The organism is Micromonospora sp. WMMA1949 (genome assembly GCF_027460145.1).
GTDB lineage: Bacteria > Actinomycetota > Actinomycetes > Mycobacteriales > Micromonosporaceae > Micromonospora.
The window spans coordinates 412,366-431,072 of sequence record NZ_JAPZBG010000001.1 but is presented as its reverse complement, the minus strand read 5'-3'; the positions used below and the strand labels follow the sequence as shown (position 1 = coordinate 431,072).

16 protein-coding genes are annotated in these 18,707 nt (G+C 73.3%); 7 read left to right on the top strand and 9 right to left on the bottom strand.

Features of this window, described 5'->3' with window-relative positions:
- Nucleotides 1-40: 40 nt before the first annotated feature.
- Together O7607_RS01795 and O7607_RS01790 are read right to left on the bottom strand one after the other, a co-directional pair.
- Nucleotides 41-718: a response regulator gene (locus O7607_RS01795; RefSeq protein ID WP_269700542.1), complete on the bottom strand. Its 678-nt coding sequence runs from the start codon at nt 716-718 to the stop codon at nt 41-43.
- Nucleotides 715-2,004: a sensor histidine kinase gene (locus O7607_RS01790; protein ID WP_269700541.1), complete on the bottom strand. Its 1,290-nt coding sequence runs from the start codon at nt 2,002-2,004 to the stop codon at nt 715-717. Before O7607_RS01790 ends, O7607_RS01795 begins: the two co-directional genes overlap by 4 nt.
- An 87-nt stretch (nt 2,005-2,091) precedes the next feature.
- On the opposite strand from O7607_RS01790, the gene O7607_RS01785 reads away from it, so the two are divergent.
- The gene (locus O7607_RS01785) at nt 2,092-2,652 is read left to right on the top strand and encodes a GNAT family N-acetyltransferase (RefSeq protein ID WP_269700540.1); all 561 of its coding nucleotides are present in this window, start codon (nt 2,092-2,094) and stop codon (nt 2,650-2,652) included.
- A 46-nt stretch (nt 2,653-2,698) separates the two neighbouring features.
- Here the strand turns inward: O7607_RS01785 and O7607_RS01780 are convergent, their stop codons facing one another.
- A complete protein-coding gene (locus O7607_RS01780) occupies nt 2,699-3,304 on the bottom strand; it encodes a hypothetical protein (RefSeq protein WP_269700539.1) in 606 nt (201 codons plus the stop codon).
- Nucleotides 3,305-3,425: 121 nt separating this feature from the next.
- Here O7607_RS01780 and O7607_RS01775 point away from each other — a divergent pair, with 121 nt between their 5' ends.
- The gene (locus tag O7607_RS01775; RefSeq protein ID WP_269700538.1) at nt 3,426-4,778 is read left to right on the top strand and encodes a serine/threonine-protein kinase; all 1,353 of its coding nucleotides are present in this window, start codon (nt 3,426-3,428) and stop codon (nt 4,776-4,778) included.
- Between the two features lie 9 nt (nt 4,779-4,787).
- Here O7607_RS01775 and O7607_RS01770 read toward each other — a convergent pair whose 3' ends face one another.
- The 4 genes from O7607_RS01770 to O7607_RS01755 form a co-directional block, all read right to left on the bottom strand.
- Nucleotides 4,788-5,342 carry a hypothetical protein gene (locus tag O7607_RS01770; RefSeq protein WP_269700537.1) on the bottom strand — a complete coding sequence of 185 codons (555 nt, stop codon included), beginning with the start codon at nt 5,340-5,342 and terminating at the stop codon, nt 4,788-4,790.
- Complete coding sequence (locus tag O7607_RS01765) at nt 5,335-5,874, bottom strand: RNA polymerase sigma factor (protein WP_269700536.1); 540 nt, start codon at nt 5,872-5,874, stop codon at nt 5,335-5,337. Before O7607_RS01765 ends, O7607_RS01770 begins: the two co-directional genes overlap by 8 nt.
- 143 nt (nt 5,875-6,017) lie before the next feature.
- Complete coding sequence (locus O7607_RS01760; protein ID WP_269700535.1) at nt 6,018-6,962, bottom strand: permease prefix domain 1-containing protein; 945 nt, start codon at nt 6,960-6,962, stop codon at nt 6,018-6,020.
- Nucleotides 6,959-7,300 carry a PadR family transcriptional regulator gene (locus tag O7607_RS01755; protein WP_269700534.1) on the bottom strand — a complete coding sequence of 114 codons (342 nt, stop codon included), beginning with the start codon at nt 7,298-7,300 and terminating at the stop codon, nt 6,959-6,961. Before O7607_RS01755 ends, O7607_RS01760 begins: the two co-directional genes overlap by 4 nt.
- Nucleotides 7,301-7,484: 184 nt before the next feature.
- On the opposite strand from O7607_RS01755, the gene dnaE reads away from it, so the two are divergent.
- Nucleotides 7,485-11,018 carry a DNA polymerase III subunit alpha gene (gene dnaE, locus O7607_RS01750; RefSeq protein WP_269700533.1) on the top strand — a complete coding sequence of 1,178 codons (3,534 nt, stop codon included), beginning with the start codon at nt 7,485-7,487 and terminating at the stop codon, nt 11,016-11,018.
- 24 nt (nt 11,019-11,042) lie between these two features.
- Here dnaE and O7607_RS30535 read toward each other — a convergent pair whose 3' ends face one another.
- Nucleotides 11,043-11,993, bottom strand: a complete 951-nt coding sequence (locus O7607_RS30535) for a golvesin C-terminal-like domain-containing protein (protein WP_442929512.1) — start codon at nt 11,991-11,993, stop codon at nt 11,043-11,045.
- Nucleotides 11,994-13,138: 1,145 nt separating this feature from the next.
- Here O7607_RS30535 and O7607_RS01740 point away from each other — a divergent pair.
- Nucleotides 13,139-14,176 (top strand): aminotransferase class V-fold PLP-dependent enzyme, encoded by a 1,038-nt coding sequence (locus tag O7607_RS01740; RefSeq protein ID WP_269700531.1) that lies wholly within the window; start codon nt 13,139-13,141, stop codon nt 14,174-14,176.
- 21 nt (nt 14,177-14,197) lie between these two features.
- On the opposite strand, the gene O7607_RS01735 is transcribed toward O7607_RS01740, so the two are convergent.
- Nucleotides 14,198-15,370 (bottom strand): acyl-CoA dehydrogenase family protein, encoded by a 1,173-nt coding sequence (locus tag O7607_RS01735; RefSeq protein ID WP_269700530.1) that lies wholly within the window; start codon nt 15,368-15,370, stop codon nt 14,198-14,200.
- An 87-nt stretch (nt 15,371-15,457) separates the two neighbouring features.
- Here O7607_RS01735 and O7607_RS01730 point away from each other — a divergent pair, with 87 nt between their 5' ends.
- Genes O7607_RS01730 through O7607_RS01720 form a run of 3 tightly spaced genes read left to right on the top strand, consistent with a single transcriptional unit; the run spans nt 15,458 to nt 18,672 of the window.
- A complete protein-coding gene (locus tag O7607_RS01730; protein ID WP_128138684.1) occupies nt 15,458-16,111 on the top strand; it encodes a TetR/AcrR family transcriptional regulator in 654 nt (217 codons plus the stop codon).
- A 45-nt stretch (nt 16,112-16,156) separates the two neighbouring features.
- The gene (locus O7607_RS01725; protein WP_269700529.1) at nt 16,157-17,599 is read left to right on the top strand and encodes an aldehyde dehydrogenase family protein; all 1,443 of its coding nucleotides are present in this window, start codon (nt 16,157-16,159) and stop codon (nt 17,597-17,599) included.
- On the top strand, nt 17,596-18,672 hold the full coding sequence (locus O7607_RS01720; protein ID WP_269700528.1) for an alcohol dehydrogenase catalytic domain-containing protein: 1,077 nt from the start codon (nt 17,596-17,598) through the stop codon (nt 18,670-18,672). Before O7607_RS01725 ends, O7607_RS01720 begins: the two co-directional genes overlap by 4 nt.
- Nucleotides 18,673-18,707: the final 35 nt, after the last annotated feature.

Sequence of the window (18,707 nt, the reverse complement as noted above, 5' to 3'; positions counted from 1 at the left end):
CCACCACGGAGCGATCATGAGGTCCGTCGCGCGACGGACCTCAGCCGCCGGGCCGGACCACCCCGTGCTCGTACGCGAACACCACCGCCTGCACCCGGTCGCGCAGCCCGAGCTTGGCCAGCACGCGGCTGACGTGGGTCTTCACGGTGGCCTCGCCGACGCGCAGGACGTCCGCGATCTCGGCGTTGCTGGCCCCGCGCGCGACCAGCTCCAGCACCTCCCGCTCGCGCGGGGTCAGGTCCGCCGTCGCGGCGTCGTGCCGGGGGTCTGGCGGCACCGCGCCGGGCCGGGCGAAGGTGGAGATCACCCGCCGGGTGAGCGCCGGCGCGATCAGCCCCTCACCGCGGGCCACCACCCGGACCGCCTCGACCAGGTCCTCCGGGGTGCCGTTCTTGAGCAGGAAACCGCTCGCCCCGGCACGCAACGCGGCGAACAGGTAGTCGTCCCGGTCGAACGTGGTGAGGATCAGCACGGCCGGGCCGCCCGGCGTCGCGTCGGCGGTGATCCGGCGGGTGGCCTCCAGCCCGTCGAGCACCGGCATCTCCACGTCCATCAGCACCACGTCCGGCCGCAGCGCGGACGCCATCGACACGGCGCGCTGCCCGTCGGCGGCCTCGCCGACCACCTCGATGTCGTCCTCGACCTCCAGGATCACCCGGAAACCGGTCCGGACCAGGTGCTGGTCGTCGACGAGCAGCACCCGTACCGGCGCGTTCACGCCGCCCGCCCGGCGGCCTCGACCGGCAGCGGCATGCGGGCCCGGACCCGGAACCCGCCGCCCGGACGCGGCCCGGCTTCCACCTCACCGCCGTGGGCGGCGACCCGCTCCCGCATGCCGACCAGGCCGAGCCCGGCCCCGGCGGCCGGCACGCCGCCCTGTCCGTCGTCGCTCACGTCGATCTCCAGGTCCCGGGCCAGGTAGCGGATCCGCACGTCCAGCGTCGTGGCGTGGGCGTGCTTGACCACGTTCGTCACCGCCTCCTGCACGATCCGGTACGCCGCCTGCGACACCGAGCGCGGCAACGGTACCGGTTCCCCGTACACCCCGAGGTCGGCCCGCAGCCCGGTCTCCCGGGCCCGGTCGACGAGCGCGGCGACCCGGTCGATGCCGGCGACGTCCTCGGGGGCCGCGGCCACGCCGGACGCGGAGTCCGGGTCGCGCAGCACGCCGAGCATCCGGCGCAGCTCGTCGACCGAGGTACGCGCCGTCTCCTCGATCGCGGCCAGGGCGGTCCGCGCCTTGTCCCGGTCGCGGTCGAACACGCGCCGGCACGCGGCGGCCTGCACGCCCATCACCGACACGTGGTGGGCCACCACGTCGTGCAGTTCGCGGGCGATGCGGACCCGCTCGCCCATCACCGCGCGCTCGCGCGCCTCCGCCTGGGAGCGGCGCAGTTGCTCGGCCTGTTCGCGTAGCTCGTGTCGGCGGCGCGCGGCCACCCAGGCGGTCTGCCCGGCGTAGTAGGCGAACCCGAAGAAGAGCACGTTGTAGAGCACGCCGTTCACCACCGCGGCGAGCACCGGCGGCACCGGGCCGGCGGCGTCGGCGAAGGAGGCCGCGGAGATCTGGTCGGCCCGCAACGCGAGGGACAGCCAGAGCCAGGCGAACATCGCCACGATGATGCCGGCCCGCAGCCGCCCGGCCAGCCGCCGGTCGGCGCCCCACGCGCCGAGCGTGAACAGGGCGGCGAACAGCGCGCCCGACGGGAGCTGCGCCAGCGGGACCGCCCGGGCCTGCCCGGCGACGAAGGCAACGGCCACGATCACCGCGACGGTGGCGGGCCAGCGCCGCCGTACCGCCAGCGGGGCGGTCACCGCGACGGTCCACCAGATCTGCTCGGCGACGCTCGGTGGTGGTCCGAGCAGGAAGGCCCCGGTGCTGTACGCCAGGGTCAGCTCGAACAGGGCCAGCACGGTGACCGCGAGCCCGATCCAGAGGTCGGCACGCAACTGGGCGGCTGTGGGAGCCGGCCGGCGCCAGGCGGTGGTGGTTGCGGTGCTCACCGTACGACCATGCCACCGCTGCCGCCGGTGCGGTGCCCGGGGCGTAAACGGGTGGGCCGGACGACAGCCGGGACGTAGCCTGCCGGGGTGTTCGTGCCCGATCTGCCGTTACGTACCGAGCGCCTGCTGCTGCGCGCCTTCACCGCCGACGACCTCGCCGTGGTCCGGGACTACCGGGGCCGCCCGGAGGTGACCCGCTACCTCTACCACGAGCCGTACGACGACGCGGCCGCCCGGGCGGCGATCGAGCGGCTGGTCCGGCGGACCGCGCTGCGTGCCCCCGGCGACGTGCTCAACCTCGCCGTGACGTCGGCGGACACCGGCGAGTTCCTCGGGGACGTGCTGCTGAGCTGGACCAGCGGGGAACACCGGCAGGGCGAGATCGGGTACGTGGCGCACCCGGACCACACCGGCCGGGGGTACGTCACCGAGGCGGCCCGGGAACTGCTGCGGGTCGGCTTCGAGGGGCTGGGCCTGCACCGGATCGTCGGGCGGCTGGACGCCCGCAACACCGCCTCGGCCCGGGTGCTGGAGCGGCTGGGCATGCGCCGGGAGGCGCACCTGCGGGAGAACGAGTTCGTCAAGGGGGAGTGGACCGACGAGGTGGTCTACGCGCTGCTGGCCCGCGAGTGGCGAGTGGCGGCCTGAGCGAGGGCGGACGCGGGCCCGGCGTGACGGCCGGGCCCGCCACTCCTCAGCAGCAGCCCTGCCGGAACGACCGCTCGACGTACGACGCCGGACCGGCCGCGTAGAAGCCGACCCCGGGCCGGATCGGGTGGTCGCTGAACAGCTCGACCCGCGACCCGAACCGGACCAGGTACGCCTCGGCGTCACCCGCGTCGTTGCGGATCATGCGGCCGCGCGGCCCGTAGATGCGCTCCAGCTCGGCGAAGGACATCCCGACCGCCCCGCCGGCCGGGGAGCGCGGCGGGGCGGTCGCCGTGCCCACCGAGACGAGCCGGCCGGCCCGGAAGGTCAGCATGATCGCCCCGGCCCAGGAGCCGGTGACGCCGGCGTGCACGATTCCGGGACAGCCCGGCGCGGTCCAGTCGATCAGCCCGGCCGCGACGAGCCGGTCCAGCCGGGCCCCGATCCGGAACGGGCCGGCGCCGTGGACGCTGAGCACCTCGTTCTCCGCGACGGCCGGCCGGACGGGGGCGGCGTCGGCGGCGGCGAGGGCGGGGGCGGCGTCGGCGGCGGCGAGGGCGGGGGCGGCGGCGACCGGCGCGCCGGCGGTGACCGGCACGACAGCGGTCAGCGCCAGCAGCCCGGCGAGGACTGTGGACGGGATTCGGTTCATGGCGGTTCTCCTTCGGTCGGATTCTCCTGTCCTGTTGGTCTCCGGCCGGTCCGGTTCGGTTCGGGATCGTCTACCGTCGACGTGACGGTGATCGTGGCGGCGGTCGGCGGAGGTGATGCCGATGACCACGCCGACGCGGATCGGGGCGTTCCGGGTGGAGCGTCTGCTCGGCGCGGGGTCCTTCGCCACGGTCTGGCTGGCGTACGATCCGGCGCTCGCCGACCGGGTCGCGGTCAAGGTGCTGGCCGAGAACTGGAGCCACGACCTGCGGGTGCGGGAACGCTTCCTCGACGAGGCCCGGCTGCTGCGGCGACTGGACGACGACCGGCTGGTCCGGGTGCACGGCGTCGGCGAGCTGCCGGACGGACGCCCGTACGCGGTGCTGGCCTGGGCGGACGGCGGCAGCCTCCGGGACCGGCTGGCGCACGGGCCGCTGCCCGTGGGCCGGGCCGTGGCGGTGCTCGACGAGATCGCGGCGGGCGTGGCGGTGCTGCACCGGCACCGGGTGGTGCACCGCGACCTGACGCCGAGCAATGTCCTGTTCCACTCCGTGCCGGACGGTGAGCGGGTGCTCATCGCCGACCTGGGCCTGGCCAAGGCGCTCGCCTCCGCCTCCGGGCTCACCGCGCGGGCCGGCACGCCCGGCTACATGGCGCCGGAGCAGAACGAGCCGCTGGCGGTGGTCGACACCCGGGCCGACGTGTTCGGACTGGGCCGCCTGGGACTGCGGCTGCTCGGCCGTACCGGCCCGGCCGACGGAGAACCGGCCGCCTCGCGGCTACGGGCCGGCGTGCCCGCCGGTGTGGGCGCGGTGCTGCGGACGGCCACCGCCGTACGCCCGGCCGACCGCTACCCGGACGCTGACGCGTTCCGGCAGGCGCTGCGGCGCGCGGTGGACGGTGGGCCCGCGCTCGCGCGGACGCGGCGGGCGCCGCGCCCGGGCCGGATGGTCGCCGCGGTCGCGGTGACGCTCGCCGTCGGCGGCACGGGCGCCGGGGACGCGGCCCGTCCCGGCCCGGCCGGCGCGGTGGGCCGCAGCGGCCCGCTGACAGTGGTCCTGCCGGCCGGCTGGCGGGCCGAGGGCACCGGCTGGGCCGGCCAGTACGGCGACGACGGCGACCTCGAACCGGCGCTGGTGATCTCCCCGGATCCGGGGAGCTGGGCGGTCGACCCGGCCCTGCCCGGGGCCTTCGTCGGCCTCTCCGCCGCCACCGCCCGCCGGACCGGCCCGGCGGGTTTCCTGACCGAACGGCCGCACGCGGACTGTGCCGGGGCGCCGCCGCGCCGCAGCCGGCAGGGCGGCGTCGAGTGGACTGTCGTCACGTTCACCTGTCCCACCGGCCGCCCGGTGATCGTCGAGGCCGCCGGACTGGCCACCGGCCGAGCCGGTCTGCTCTACGTCCAGCTCGTCCCCCCGGCGGGCGCGGGCGCGGACTTCGTCGACGGTGTGCTCGCCGGGGTGCGGGCCGGATAGCCGGCGCGGTCAGACCACCACGACCGTGATCGGGTACGCGCGGCCGTCCTGCGGAATGGTGACCACCACCGTCCCGGTACGCACGAACCGGATGTCCACCACACCGGCCTCGTAGTTGCGTGAGACCAGGTCCTCGCGGTCCACCGTGACCTCGCCCGGCCCGATCCCCTGGATCCGCAGCACCCCGCCGGCGGCGAGGCAGAGGGACTTCAGCAGTGCCAGCTCGGTCTCGGCGAGGACCAGGTCGTAGCGGACCGGCCCGAGACACGCGGCCGGTGGCGTGGTGCGTACCGGCGGGGTGGGTCTCGTGGTCCGGGGCGCGGCCGGTGGCCGTACCCGGGTCGGCGGGCTCGGCGGCGCGGCGTCCGGCGGTGTGGTGACCTCGCCGACCGCGGGCGCGGGGGTGGGGGCGAGCGGGGACGCCGTGGCGGACGGCGCGGCGGCGCTGGTCACCGGCGGGCGCGCGGGCAGCGGTGAGACCGGGCGGTCGGCGCAGGCGGGCATCCCGGCGAGCAGCGCGAGCGTGGCGAGCGTCGCGACACGGCGGCGGGGTGGCTCACGCATCGGACATCCGCCGGCGCAGCTGCCGGCGGGCCTCGTGGACGCGGGACTTCACGGTGCCCTCGGGCACGTCGAGCAGGTCGGCGATCTCCCGGTAGCTCATCCCGAGCACGTCACGCAGGGTGACCGTCTCGGCGAGCTGCGGCGGGACCGCGTCGAGCGCGTCGAGCAGGTCGAGCCGGGTGCCGGCCACCACGCTGGTCCGGCGGGGGTCGGGCGGGTCCGGCAGCGGGACGGCGCCGGCTTCCCGCTGCCACCGCCGCCGCAGCGCGCGGTAGGTGGAACGGGCCCGGTTGGCGGTGATCCGGTACAGCCAGGTGTCGAACGACGAGCGTCCCTCGAATCCGGCGATGCCGTGGGCGAGCGCGAGCAGCGTGTCCTGGCATGCCTCCTCGGCGTCCTGCCGGTGCGGCAGCAGGCGGGCGCACTGGCGCAGCACCTCCGGCCGGACGGTGGCCAGCAGGGCGTCGAGCGCCTGCCGGTCGCCGCGTGCGGCCGAGCGGGCCAGCTCGTCCGTGCCGTCGGGGAGGGGCATCAGGGGTGTCCAGTGCTCGCCGGTGGTGCGGAAAGACCAGGCTATGCCCGGGGCGACCGTGCCGCCGCCGCTGAGTCGGGCAGCCGACGGCGGGCCGCCCCGGCACCGACGGGTGCCAGGGCGGCCGGAGGATCGGCCCGGCTTCAGCGGGTGGCGCGGCCGGCCTTGATCGCGCTGTCGATCACGTCCCAGATCGCGACCAGCACGACCACCGCGCCCGCCACCCGGGCGAACTCGACGGTCCCGCCGTCGCGCAGCCAGGCGAACCGCTCGACCAGCTCCGGGTTGAGCAGCCGGTCGGTGGCCAGCAGCCAGAGCACCGGGGCGGCGAACGCCACGTTGAGCACCGCGTTGACCGCCACCAGCGGCCAGGTCCACCGGCCCGAGCGGTACTTGGCGATCTCCAGGCCGACGGTGGCCAGCAGCACCACGATCAGGGCCGGCAGCCAGAAGCTCCAGAGCGCCGGGTCCAGCGCCGGCAGCCGGGTGCCGTCGTCGGTGGTCCAGCGCTGGAAGTGCTGGCCGACCAGGAGGCCGATGGTGGCGAGCAGGAACACCACGGAGGCGATGCTGTCGGAGTGGCTGATCTGCCGCTCCCGGGTCTCCTCGGGGAGCTGGTCGACGGTCCACTCGGGCAGCCCGAGCGGCGTGCGGGTGCGTTCCAGCACGGCGAACACCAGCGTGACCCAGAACGCGATCTGCACCGCGGTCTGCATCGCGGAGACGACGGCCGCGCCGATCGCCGCGCCCGGCTCGCCGTCGACGAGCGCCTTCGTGACGCCGGTGAGCACGCCGACGATCGCCGGGATCCAGGTGAGCAGCAGCCGCAGCAGCCGCCACCAGGTCAGGTAGTAGCGCGGGCCGATGAGTTGCAGGGTGCGGTCGCTGTAGCGGGCCGCGAGCTTCTCCGGGTGGCCCAGCTCGGTGAGCACCTCGCGTTCGGCGGAGGCGTGGTCCTGCCCGCCCGAGGTCCGGTCGTCGATCATGTCGGCGATGGAGCCGCGCAGTTCCTCGGCGAGTTCCAGGCGGCGCTGCGCGGGCACGGCCCGCATGGTGGCGGCGACGTAACGGTCGGTCAGGGAACTCATCGTTCCGCTCCTTCGATCAGTTCGGTGACGGACGTCCGCACTGCGCTCATGTCGTCGAGCAGGCGGTTCAGGACGGCTTCGCCGTCGTCGCTGGTCCGGTAGAACTTGCGCGGCCGGCTCTCCTCGGTGTTCCACTCGCTGGTCAGCAGGCCCTGGTCCTCCAGGCGGCGCAGCAGCGGGTAGAGCGTGTTGGCGTCGACCGCGAAGCCGTGCGCGGCCAGCCGTTGCAGCAGGGCGTATCCGTAGTCGGGGCGGCGCAGGGCGACCAGGCTGGCCACCACGACAGTGCCGCGTCGTAGCTCCTGGAGGTGGGTCCGGAGGACCTCTTCGCTGACCATGTCCAACACGATACTGTGTGTCACACACCATTGCAATAGACAAGAACATCGCGTGCCGTACACCGGCCAGTCGGAGAGACCCGGACCACCCTCGGCGCGGACGGTGGAGCCCGCACGATCACCTCGGTAGGGTGGGTCGGTCGACTCCGACGCAGCTTGATCCACAACCCGGGGGGCGCCACGCATGGGCGATTCGTTCGCGCATCTGCACGTACACACCGAGTACTCGATGCTCGACGGGGCGGCCCGGCTCAAGGACCTCTTCGCCGAGGCGGCGCGGCTCGGCATGCCGGCGGTGGCGATCACCGACCACGGCAACATGCACGGCGCGAACGACTTCTACAAGCAGGCCATGGACGCCGGGGTCAAGCCCATCCTCGGCGTCGAGGCGTACGTCGCGCCGGAGTCGCGCTTCCACAAGGCCCGGGTCAAGTGGGGCCGCCCCGAGCAGAAGAGCGACGACGTCTCCGGCAACGGCGCGATCACCCACATGACCATGTGGGCGAAGAACCGCGACGGCCTGCACAACCTGTTCAAGCTCAACTCCCGCGCCTCCATGGAGGGCCACTACGTCAAGTGGCCCCGGATGGACATGGAGCTGATCGCCGAGCACGCCGAGGGCATCATGGCCACCACCGGCTGCCCCTCCGGCGCGGTGCAGACCCGGCTGCGGCTGGGCCAGTTCGACGAGGCGCTCAAGGTCGCCGCCGCGTACCAGGACATCTTCGGCAAGGACAACTACTTCCTGGAGATCATGGATCACGGCCTCGACATCGAGCGCCGGGTCCGCGACGGGCTCACCGAGATCGCCCGCAAGCTCGACGTCCCGCCGGTGGTCACGAACGACTCGCACTACACCCACGAGGCGCAGGCCGAGGCGCACGACGTGCTGCTCTGCGTCCAGACCGGCAGCAACGTGGCCGACCCGAACCGGTTCCGCTTCGAGGGCGGCGGCTACTTCGTCAAGTCCGCCGACCAGATGCGCGCCGTCGACTCCTCCGAGCTGTGGCAGCAGGGCTGCCGCAACACGCTGCTGGTGGCCGAGAAGGTCGACCCGGCCGGCATGTTCACGTTCCACAACCTGATGCCGCGCTTCCCGATCCCCGAGGGCGAGACCGAGGAGTCCTGGTTCCGCAAGGAGACGTTCGCGGGGCTCAAGCGCCGCTTCCCCAACGGCATCCCCGAGGGCCACGTCGTCCAGGCCGAGTACGAGCTGGGCGTCATCATCCAGATGGGCTTCCCGTCGTACTTCCTCGTGGTCGCCGACTTCATCCAGTGGGCCAAGAGCCAGGGCATCGCGGTCGGCCCGGGGCGTGGCTCGGCGGCCGGCTCGCTGGTGGCGTACGCGCTGGGCATCACCGACCTCGACCCGATCCCGCACGGCCTGATCTTCGAGCGGTTCCTCAACCCCGAGCGCGTCTCCATGCCCGATGTCGACATCGACTTCGACGAGCGCCGGCGCGGTGAGGTCATCAAGTACGTGACCGACAAGTGGGGCGAGGACAAGGTCGCGCAGATCGCCACGTTCGGCACGATCAAGGCGAAGGCCGCGATCAAGGACTCGGCCCGGGTGCTCGGCTACCCGTACGCGGTCGGCGACCGGATCACCAAGGCCATGCCCCCGGCGGTGATGGGCAAGGACATCCCGCTGTCCGGCATCTTCGACCCGAAGCACCCCCGCTACGCCGAGGCGGGCGAGATCCGCGGCCTCTACGAGTCCGACCCGGACGTCAAGAAGGTCATCGAGACCGCCAAGGGCATCGAGGGCCTGATCCGGCAGACCGGTGTGCACGCCGCCGGCGTCATCATGTCCGCCGAGCCGATCATCGAGCACATCCCGTTGATGCGGCGCGACTCCGACGGCGTCATCATCACGCAGTTCGACTACCCGACCTGCGAGTCGCTCGGGCTGCTGAAGATGGACTTCCTCGGCCTGCGCAACCTGACGATCATCGACGACGCGGTGAAGAACATCCAGCTCAACCACGGCCGGGAGCTGGACCTGCTCGGCCTGCCGCTGGACGACAAGGCGGCGTACGAGCTGCTGGCCCGCGGTGACACGCTCGGCGTGTTCCAGCTCGACGGCGGGCCGATGCGCTCGCTGCTGCGGCTGATGAAACCGGACAACTTCGAGGACATCTCCGCCGTCCTGGCGCTCTACCGGCCCGGCCCGATGGGCGTGGACTCGCACACCAACTACGCGCTGCGCAAGAACGGCCTCCAGGAGATCACCCCGATCCACCCGGAGCTGGAGGAGCCGCTGCGCGAGATCCTCGCGCCCACCTACGGCCTGATCGTCTACCAGGAGCAGGTGCAGCGCGCCGCCCAGATCCTCGCCGGCTACACGCTCGGCCAGGCCGACCTGCTGCGCCGGGCGATGGGCAAGAAGAAGAAGGAGATCCTCGACAAGGAGTTCATCCCGTTCCGGGACGGCTGCCGCGAGCGCGGCTACTCCGACGAGGCCATCCAGGCCGTGTGGGACGTGCTGGTCCCGTTCGCCGGCTACGCGTTCAACAAGGCCCACTCCGCCGCGTACGGTCTGGTCTCCTACTGGACCGCGTACCTGAAGGCGCACTACCCGGCCGAGTACATGGCCGCCTTGCTCACCTCCGTCGGTGACGACAAGGACAAGATGGCCATGTACCTGTCCGAGTGCCGCCGCATGCGCATCCAGGTGCTCCCGCCGGACGTGAACACCTCGGCCGGGCCGTTCACCCCGGTCGGCAAGGAGATCCGCTTCGGTCTCGGCGCCGTGCGCAACGTCGGCGCGAACGTGGTCGCCTCGATCATGCGGTGTCGCGAGGAGAAGGGCGACTACGCCGACTTCTACGACTTCCTGTCCAAGGTCGACGCCGTGGTCTGCAACAAGAAGACCATCGAATCGCTGATCAAGGCCGGGGCGTTCGACTCGCTCAAGCACCCGCGCAAGGGCCTGCTCGCCGTGCACGCCGACGCCATCGACGCGTACGCCGACGTCAAGCGCAAGGAGGCGGTCGGCCAGTACGACCTGTTCGGCGCCGGCTTCGGCGAGGCGGAGACCGGCGGCACCACCACAGTCATGCCGGTCATCGGCGAGGGGGAGTGGGACAAGCGCGACAAGCTCGCGTTCGAGCGCGAAATGCTCGGCCTGTACGTCTCCGACCACCCGCTGTTCGGCCTGGAACACGTGCTCGGGGCGGCCGCCGACACCACCATCGCCGCGCTGTCCGAGGAGGGCACCGTGCCCGACGGCGCGGTGGTCACCCTGGCCGGCATCCTCTCCGGTGTGCAGCGCCGGGTCACCAAGCAGGGCCGGGCCTGGGCGTCGGCCACCCTGGAGGACCTCGCCGGTGGCGTGGAGACGCTGTTCTTCCCGAACACGTACGAGGTGATCGGGCAGTACATCGCCGAGGACGCCATCGTGGTGGTCAAGGGCCGGGTCGACCGGCGCGACGACACCCCGCGCATCATGGCGATGGACATGTCCATGCCGGACGTCACCAGCAACCCGGCCAACAAGCCGGTCACGCTGACCATCCCGGTGCACCGCTGCACGCCGCCCCTGGTGGAACGGCTCAAGGAGACGCTCGTGCTGCACCCCGGCGACACCGAGGTGCACGTCAAGCTGCTCAACGGCGGCAAGGTCACCACGCTGCGCCTCGGCCCGTTCCGGGTCGCGCCCACCACCGCGCTGATGGGTGATCTCAAGAGCGTGCTCGGCCCGGCCAACGTGAGCTGACCGGGCCGAGCGGGGACGTGCCGCTCAGACGCGGGTGACGCGGATGGCGTCGGCGATCACGTACCCGGTGCTGCCGGACCACCTGCTGACACCGACCTTGTTGGCGTCCCCGGCGGCCAGGGTGAAGGTGCCCAGCGACCGCCACGCACCGCCGTTGGCGCTCTGGTTCACCGCTACCGTCTGGTTGCCGCTGGTCGTCGCCACGATGTACGGCGTGGAGGTGTTGTAGCCGGCCACGGCCGGATACCAGACCTCCACCCGGTAGGTGGCGGTCGCCGGGATGTTCACCTTGTACCAGGCGGTGTCGCTGGCCGCGACCGGGTTGGCGTACCGGTAGTCGGCGCCGTAGCGCTGCCCCGAGTACGTCGAGGTGCCCCAGTTGGCGCTCGCGGTGAACCGGCCGGCGGTGGTGTTGTCCACGATCGTCGACCAGGCGGTCGGTGGGGGCGTGGTGCCGCCGGTGACGAGCTGCATGTAGTAGGTCCAGTTCCAGTTCGAACCCGGGTCGGTGTGCGTGGCGCCCGGCACCTGGTTGTGCCCGATGATGTTGGTGCGGGTCTTCGGGATGCCGTACTTGTCGCACAGGTACCGGGTCAGCGCCGCCGACGACCGGTACATCGCGTCGGTGTACCAGGAGGCGTTGTCGACGTACCCCTCGTGCTCGATGCCGATCGACTGGGTGTTGTAGGTCCAGTTGCCGGCGTGCCAGGCGATGTCCTTGTCCCGCACCATCTGGGTGACCGCGCCGTCGGAGGAGCGGAGCAGGTAGTGCGCGCTGGTGCCGGCGGCGGCGTTCTGGAACCAGCTGATCGAGCCGGCGTAGCTGCCCTGCATGGTGTGGATGACGATGTAGTTGATCGGGTACGCCGACTCGCGGCTGGAGACCGTGTAGTTGGACGAGTTGGCCGGCACCCAGGCCGCCGGGCCGTAGTCGGTGCTCAGGGTGCCGAAGTCGCCGGTGCCCAGCGGCGCCACGTCGGCGTACCGGCCCCGCTGCGGTGCGACCGGACGGCCGTCCACGCCGACCTCGCCGCCGGCCGTGGTCGCGATGAAGCCCCGGGCGAGCAGGTCGTACACGGAGTCGGCGTACAGCCGGGCGGTGGCCGCGTCGGTCGCGCCGCCGTAGCGGGCGATCGGGCCGTACCACTGGTTGACGTCGTCGCGCTGCGCCGCGCTGAGCCCGGCCTCGTCGGCGTAGGAACGCAGCACCGCCGCCGCGCCGGCCACGTTCGCCGCGTCCCGGGTACGCAGGTCGGCGCGGTCCAGCCGGGTCCGGCGCGCGGCCTCGTCGAGCGTCCGCACCTTCGGGTTGCTGGTCAGGTGCATCACTCCGTACCCGCCGGAGGCGCTGGGCGCGCCGCCGTGGCCGTTCAGGCGGGTCTCGGCGTACCCGAGTGCGGCGAGCAGGTCGCGCGGCACGTCGGAATCGGCCGCGGCCTGCGCGAAGGCGGCGGCGAGAGGCTGCGCGCGGTGCTCAGGCGCGGCCTGGGCCGGCTGGCCGGTCAAACCGAGCATGAGGATCATGGCGCCGCCGAGCAGGCTCACCCGACGCGACGGTCTCCGAATCGTCACAGGCACTCCTCGTCCACTGCAGGGGGGCGACTGGGCTCACGTCGCCGGTTCGCCGCACCCTATAGCGTGACGTTCGTCTATGTCGATACCTTGCATCGACAGGCTCTTTGCTGAAGACTTCCTTCACGACTGCGGGACCACCGGGGCGCACTGTCCCCGTACCGTCGTGGTGTTGCCCGGCGCGCCGCGGCCGGGCAGCTGCGCCGCCACCACTCCCTGCCTGACCTGGCCACCTGGCCCCTGCCCCGGATCCGCGCAGAGATCGCCGCAGCGCTGCCCCACCTCCCCCCACCCTCAGCGCGACGATCATGAACTTGGCGGCGACAAATCGGACCGCCGACGGCGCCAACTTCATGATCGACAGGGCGGGTGCCCCCGTCGCGCGATCTTGCAGTTTCGGCCCTGCGGTTGGTGAGTTTGCACCTTTTGTCGGGGCTGAAAGTGCAAGATCGGCGGGGGTGGGGGTGGGGGTGGGGGTGGGGGTGGGGGGCCACGGGGGTGGGATTGGCGGTGTTGGGGTTGGGGTGGGGGTGGTTAGCGTCGGGAGCATGGAGCTTGAGCAGGCGCGGAAGTTGTGGCAGCCGGAACCGGGCTGGTTGAACACCGCCACCTACGGGCTGCCGCCCGAGCCGGTGTGGGACGCCGTGCAGCGGGTGCTCGCCGACTGGCGGACCGGGCGGGTGTCGTTCGAGGTGTGGGACGAGTCGGTCGGGCGGTCCCGGGCCGCGTTCGCCCGGCTGGCCGGTGTGGACGTCGCCGACGTGAGCATCGGCTCCGCCGTGTCGCAGCTCGTCGCGCCGATCGCGGCCGGCCTGCCGGCGGGGGCCACCGTGGTGGTGCCCGAGGTCGAGTTCACCTCGAACCTGTTTCCGTGGCTGGTCCAGCGGGAGCGTGGGGTGCGGGTCCGCACCGTCCCGCTGGAGGGGCTGGTCGACGCGATCGACGCCGACACCGACCTGGTGGCGTTCAGCGTGGTGCAGTCCGCCGACGGCACCGTCACCGCGTACGACGAGATCGTCGCGGCGGCCCGCGCGCACGGCGCGTTCGTGGTGGTCGACGCCACGCAGGCGTGCGGGTGGCTGCCGTTCGCCGCGGACCGGGCGGACGCGGTGGTGGTGGGGGCGTACAAGTGGCTGATGGCGCCGCGCGGCGCGGCCTTCGCCTACTTGGCGCCGGAACTGCGCGAGCGGATGCGCCCGGACGCGGCCGGGTGGTACGCCGGCCAGGACCCGCACGCCTCCTACTACGGCATGCCGCTGCGCCTGGCCGACGACGCCCGGCGGTTCGACATCTCCCCGTCCTGGCTGTGCTACGTCGGGGCCGCCCCGGCGCTGGAGCTGCTCGCCGACCTCGATCCGGAGGCGGTGCGCGCGTACGACGTGGGGCTGGCCAACCGGTTCCTGGCCGGGCTGGGCCGCCCGCCGGGCGACAGCGCGATCGTCTCCGTCGACGTGCCGGACGCGCACGAGCGGCTGGCCCGCGCCGGGGTGCGCGCCGCGGTCCGGGCCGGCCGGGTCCGCGCCTCGTTCCACCTGTACACGACCGAGGAGGACGTGGACCGGGCGGTCGAGGCGCTGACCGGCTGACGGCTCGGGCCGGGTGACCGATCAGGCCAGGTGGCCGCCGATCTTCGTGTATCCGCGCAGCAGGTCCCGGGAGATGATCAGCCGCTGCATCTCGTCGGTGCCCTCGAAGATCCGGTAGAGCCGGACCTGCCGGTACCAGCGTTCGATCGGCAGCTCCCGGGTGTAGCCCATGCCGCCGTGGATCTGCAGCGCCCGGTCCACCACCCGGTTGACCATGCCGGCGCCGTAGAGCTTGCCCATCGAGGAGGCGTGCCGGGGGTCGAGGCCCGCATCGACGGTCCACGCCGAGCGCAGGATCAGCCAGCGCGCCGCCTCCAGCTCGGTCTCCGAGTCGGCGATCATCCACTGGATGGCCTGGTTGGTGGCGATCGGCGCGCCGAACGTCTCCCTCGTGTTGGCGTGGTCGATCGCCATCTGGAGGACTCGTTCGGCGATGCCGATGGCGTGCGACGGGATGGTGTAGCGGCCCTTGCCGATCCACTCCATGCCGAGCGTGAAGCCCTGCCCGATCTCGCCGAGGATGTTGCGGTGCGGCACCCGTACGCCGTCGAAGATCAGGGAGGCCGGGCCGCCCTCGCCCATGGTCTGGATGAACTCCGACCGCCAGCCCATCGCGCGGTCCACCAGGAAGGCGGTCGCGCCGCCACGGCGGGCGCCCTTCTCCGGGTCGGTCACCGCGACCACGATGGCGAAGTCGGCGTCGTTGCCGTTGGTGATGAACGTCTTCTCGCCGTCGAGGATCCAGTCGTCGCCGTCGCGGCGGGCGCGCAGCTTGATGTTCGCTGCGTCGGAGCCCGCGCCGGGCTCGGTGATGGCGAAGCAGGAGATCCGTTCCCCCTCGATGGTGGGGATCAGGAACTCGCGCTTCTGCTCCTCGGTGGCGTGGAACAGGATGTTGTCGGCCTCGCCGCCGAAGCGGAACGGCACGAAGCTGCGGCCCAGTTCGGTCCAGATCAGCGACTGCATGACCGCCGGCAGGGCCATGCCGCCGTACTCCTCCGGCGTGGCCAGCCCCCAGAAGCCGAACTTCTTCGCCTTGAGCTGGAGTTCGCGCAGCTCGGAGCGGTCCAGGCCGGGCTGGTGGGCGCGCTCGCGGCGCAGCACCTCCGCCTCCAGCGGCATCACCTCGCGGGTGACGAACGTGCGAACGGTGTCCCGGATCGCGCGTTCCTCGTCGGACAGTGCGAAGTCCACGGTGCCCCCTCAGGTCGACTGGCTCTAAACTAGCGCTGGAAGTTTTCCCGCGTCCAGACCCCGGGCCGAAAGGAGGATGATGACCAGGTGCCCCGACCCCGACAGGCCCTGCTCACCCGCGACCGGATCGTCGAGACCGCGCTGGCGCTGATCGACGCCGACGGGCTGGACGCGCTCTCGACCCGGCGGCTCGCCGCCGCGCTCGGCGTCCGCGGCCCTTCGCTCTACAACCACTTCGCCACCAAGGAAGAGATCCTCGACGCGGTGGCCGACGGCGTCGCGGCAACCGTCGACATCAGTGTCTTCGACGAGTACGAGTGGCTCGACGCGCTCGGCCGCTGGGCCCGTTCGTACCGGGCCGCGCTGGCCGCGCACCCGAACATCGTGCCGTACCTGGCGCAGGGGCCGGGCCGCCGTCCGGCCGCGCTCGCCATGGCCGACGCGGTCTACGGCGCGCTGGTCCGGGCCGGCTGGCCGCCCGCGCGCGCCACCCACATCGGCGCCGCGATGCGCTACTTCGTGGCCGGGTCCGCGCTCGGCTCGTTCGCCCGCGGCTTCGTCGAGGACCCCTCGCTGTACGCCGCGCACCCGCACCTCAACCAGGCGCACCGGCTCGCCGGCCATCAACGCAGCGTGGACGAGGGCGCGTTCGCGCTCGGCCTGGACGCGCTGCTGCACGGACTCGCCGCCGAGTACGCGGCCACCGTCGCCCCGCTGGAACGGGTCGGCGGTCCGGAGTAGCGTCGAAACTCCCACCGCTAGTTTCCACCACCCCCGAAGGACGCCATGGATCTCGCCGACGCCCCTCCCGCCCTGCTGACGCGCCGCCACCTGTACATCGCCGGTGACTGGGTCGACCCCTCCTCGGGCGACACCCTCCCGGTGGAGAACCCGGCCACCGGCGGCATCGCCGGCGAGGTGCCCGCCGGCACACCGGCCGACGTGGACCGCGCGGTCGCCGCCGCCCGCGCCGCTTTCCCCGGCTGGGCCGACACCGCACCCGCCGAGCGGGCCGCGCACCTGGACCGGCTGCACACCGCGCTCGCCGCCCGCGCCGACGAGATCGCCCGCACCGTGGCGACCGAGCTGGGCACCCCGCTCAAGCTCGCCACCCGCGTCCAGACCGGCCTGCCGCTGACCGTGCTGCGGAGCATGGTCGACCTGGCCGCCCGGCCGGCCGCCGAGCAGACGGTGGGCAACTCCCTCGTCGTCCGGGAGCCGGTCGGCGTGGTCGGGGCGATCACCCCGTGGAACTACCCGCTGCACCAGGTGGTCGCCAAGGTCGCGCCCGCGCTCGCCGCCGGGTGCACGGTGGTGCTCAAGCCCAGCGAGCTGACCCCGCTCACCGCGTACCTGCTGTTCGACGCGATCACCGAGGCCGGCCTGCCACCCGGCGTGGTGAACCTCGTGCCCGGCACCGGCCCGGTGGTCGGCGAGGCGCTCGCCGCGCACCCCGACGTCGACCTGGTCTCGTTCACCGGCTCCACCGCCACCGGCCGGCGCATCGCGCACCTGGCCGCCGAGCGGATCGCCCGGGTGTCGCTGGAACTCGGCGGCAAGTCGGCGAACGTCGTCCTGGCCGACGCCGACCTGCCCACCGCGGTCAAGGTCGGCGTCGGCAACGCGCTGCTCAACTCCGGGCAGACCTGCACCGCCTGGACCCGGATGCTCGTGCACCGCGACCGCTACGACGAGGCGCTGGACCTGGTCGCGGCGGCGGTGGCCGGCTACCGGCTCGGCGACCCCTTCGACCCGGCCACCCGGCTCGGCCCGCTGGCCTCCGCCGCGCAGGCCCAGCGGGTACGCGACCACGTGGACCGCGCGCTCGCCGACGGCGCCCGGCTCGTCGCCGGTGGCCCGGACGCGCCACTGCCGTCGCGGGGCCACTTCGTGGCGCCCACCGTCTTCGCCGACGTCCACCCGGACAGCGCGCTGGCGCAGGAGGAGGTGTTCGGGCCGGTGCTCGCGGTGATCCCGTTCGCCGACACCGACGAGGCGGTCGCCATCGCGAACAACTCCCGGTACGGGCTGGCCGGCGCGGTCTGGTCCGCCGACTCCGACGCGGCGCTGGCGGTGGCCCGGCGGATGCGTACCGGCCAGGTGGACGTCAACGGCGGCGCGTTCAACCCGCTCGCCCCGTTCGGCGGCTACAAGCAGTCCGGCCTCGGCCGGGAACTCGGCGCGTACGGCGTGGAGGAGTTCACCGAGCTGAAGGCGATCCAGCGATGAGGGCGCTCGTGGTGCGCGGCCGGGGCGAGACACCGGCGGTCGAGGACGTACGCCTGCCCGCGCCCGGCCCGGGTGAGCTGCGGGTACGCATCCGCGCCGCCGGCATCTGCCACTCCGACCTGGCCATGGTGGACGGCACGCTGGCGCCCGCGTACCCGCTGGTGCTGGGGCACGAGGCGACCGGCGTGGTGGCCGAGGCCGGGCCCGGCACGACGCTCGCGGTCGGCACACCCGTGGTGCTCAACTGGGCGCCGGCCTGCCGGGACTGCTGGCACTGCCGGCACGGCGAACCGTGGCTCTGCGCCGCCAACCCCAACCCGTCCACACCCCGGGGCGAGACGGCCGCCGGTGAGCCCCTTCAGGTCACGCTCGGGCTCGGCGCGCTCGCCGAGGAGGTGGTGGTGCCGCAGCACGCCGCCGTACCGGTGCCGGCCGGGCTGCCGCCGGAGCAGGCCGCGGTGCTGGGCTGCGCGGTGCTCACCGGCGTCGGCGCGGTCCGCAACACCGCACGGGTCGCGGCCGGTGAGTCGGTCGCGGTGATCGGGCTCGGCGGGGTGGGCCTGGCCGTGCTGACCGCCGCCCGGCGGGCGGGGGCGTCGCCGATCCTCGCCGTGGACGTGGTGGAGGCCAAGCGGGACCTGGCACTCGCCGCCGGGGCCACCGACTTCCTCCGTTCCGACGACCGGCTCGGCAAGGAGATCCGGGTTCGCACCGAGGGACGCGGTGTGGACCACGCGTTCGAGTGCGTCGGCCGGTCCGCCACCATCCGCGCCGCCTGGCGGGCGACGCGGCGCGGGGGAGCGGTCACCGTGGTCGGCATGGGCGCCCGCGACGACATGCTCAGCCTCTCCGCGCTGGACATCTTCCACTCCGCGCGCACGCTGCGCTCCTCGGTGTACGGCTCGACCGACCCGGACCGGGAGGTGCCGGAGCTGGCCGCCGCGCTCGCCGCCGGTGATCTGGACCTGGCGCCGCTGGTGAGTGGCACGGTGCCGCTGACCGAGGCGCCCGCGGCGCTGGAGCGGCTGGCTCGCGGCGAGGGCGCGCGCTGGGTGGTCACGTTCCCCGAGTGACCCCTCCGGCACGGCGGTGGCCGTGGTGCGGGCGG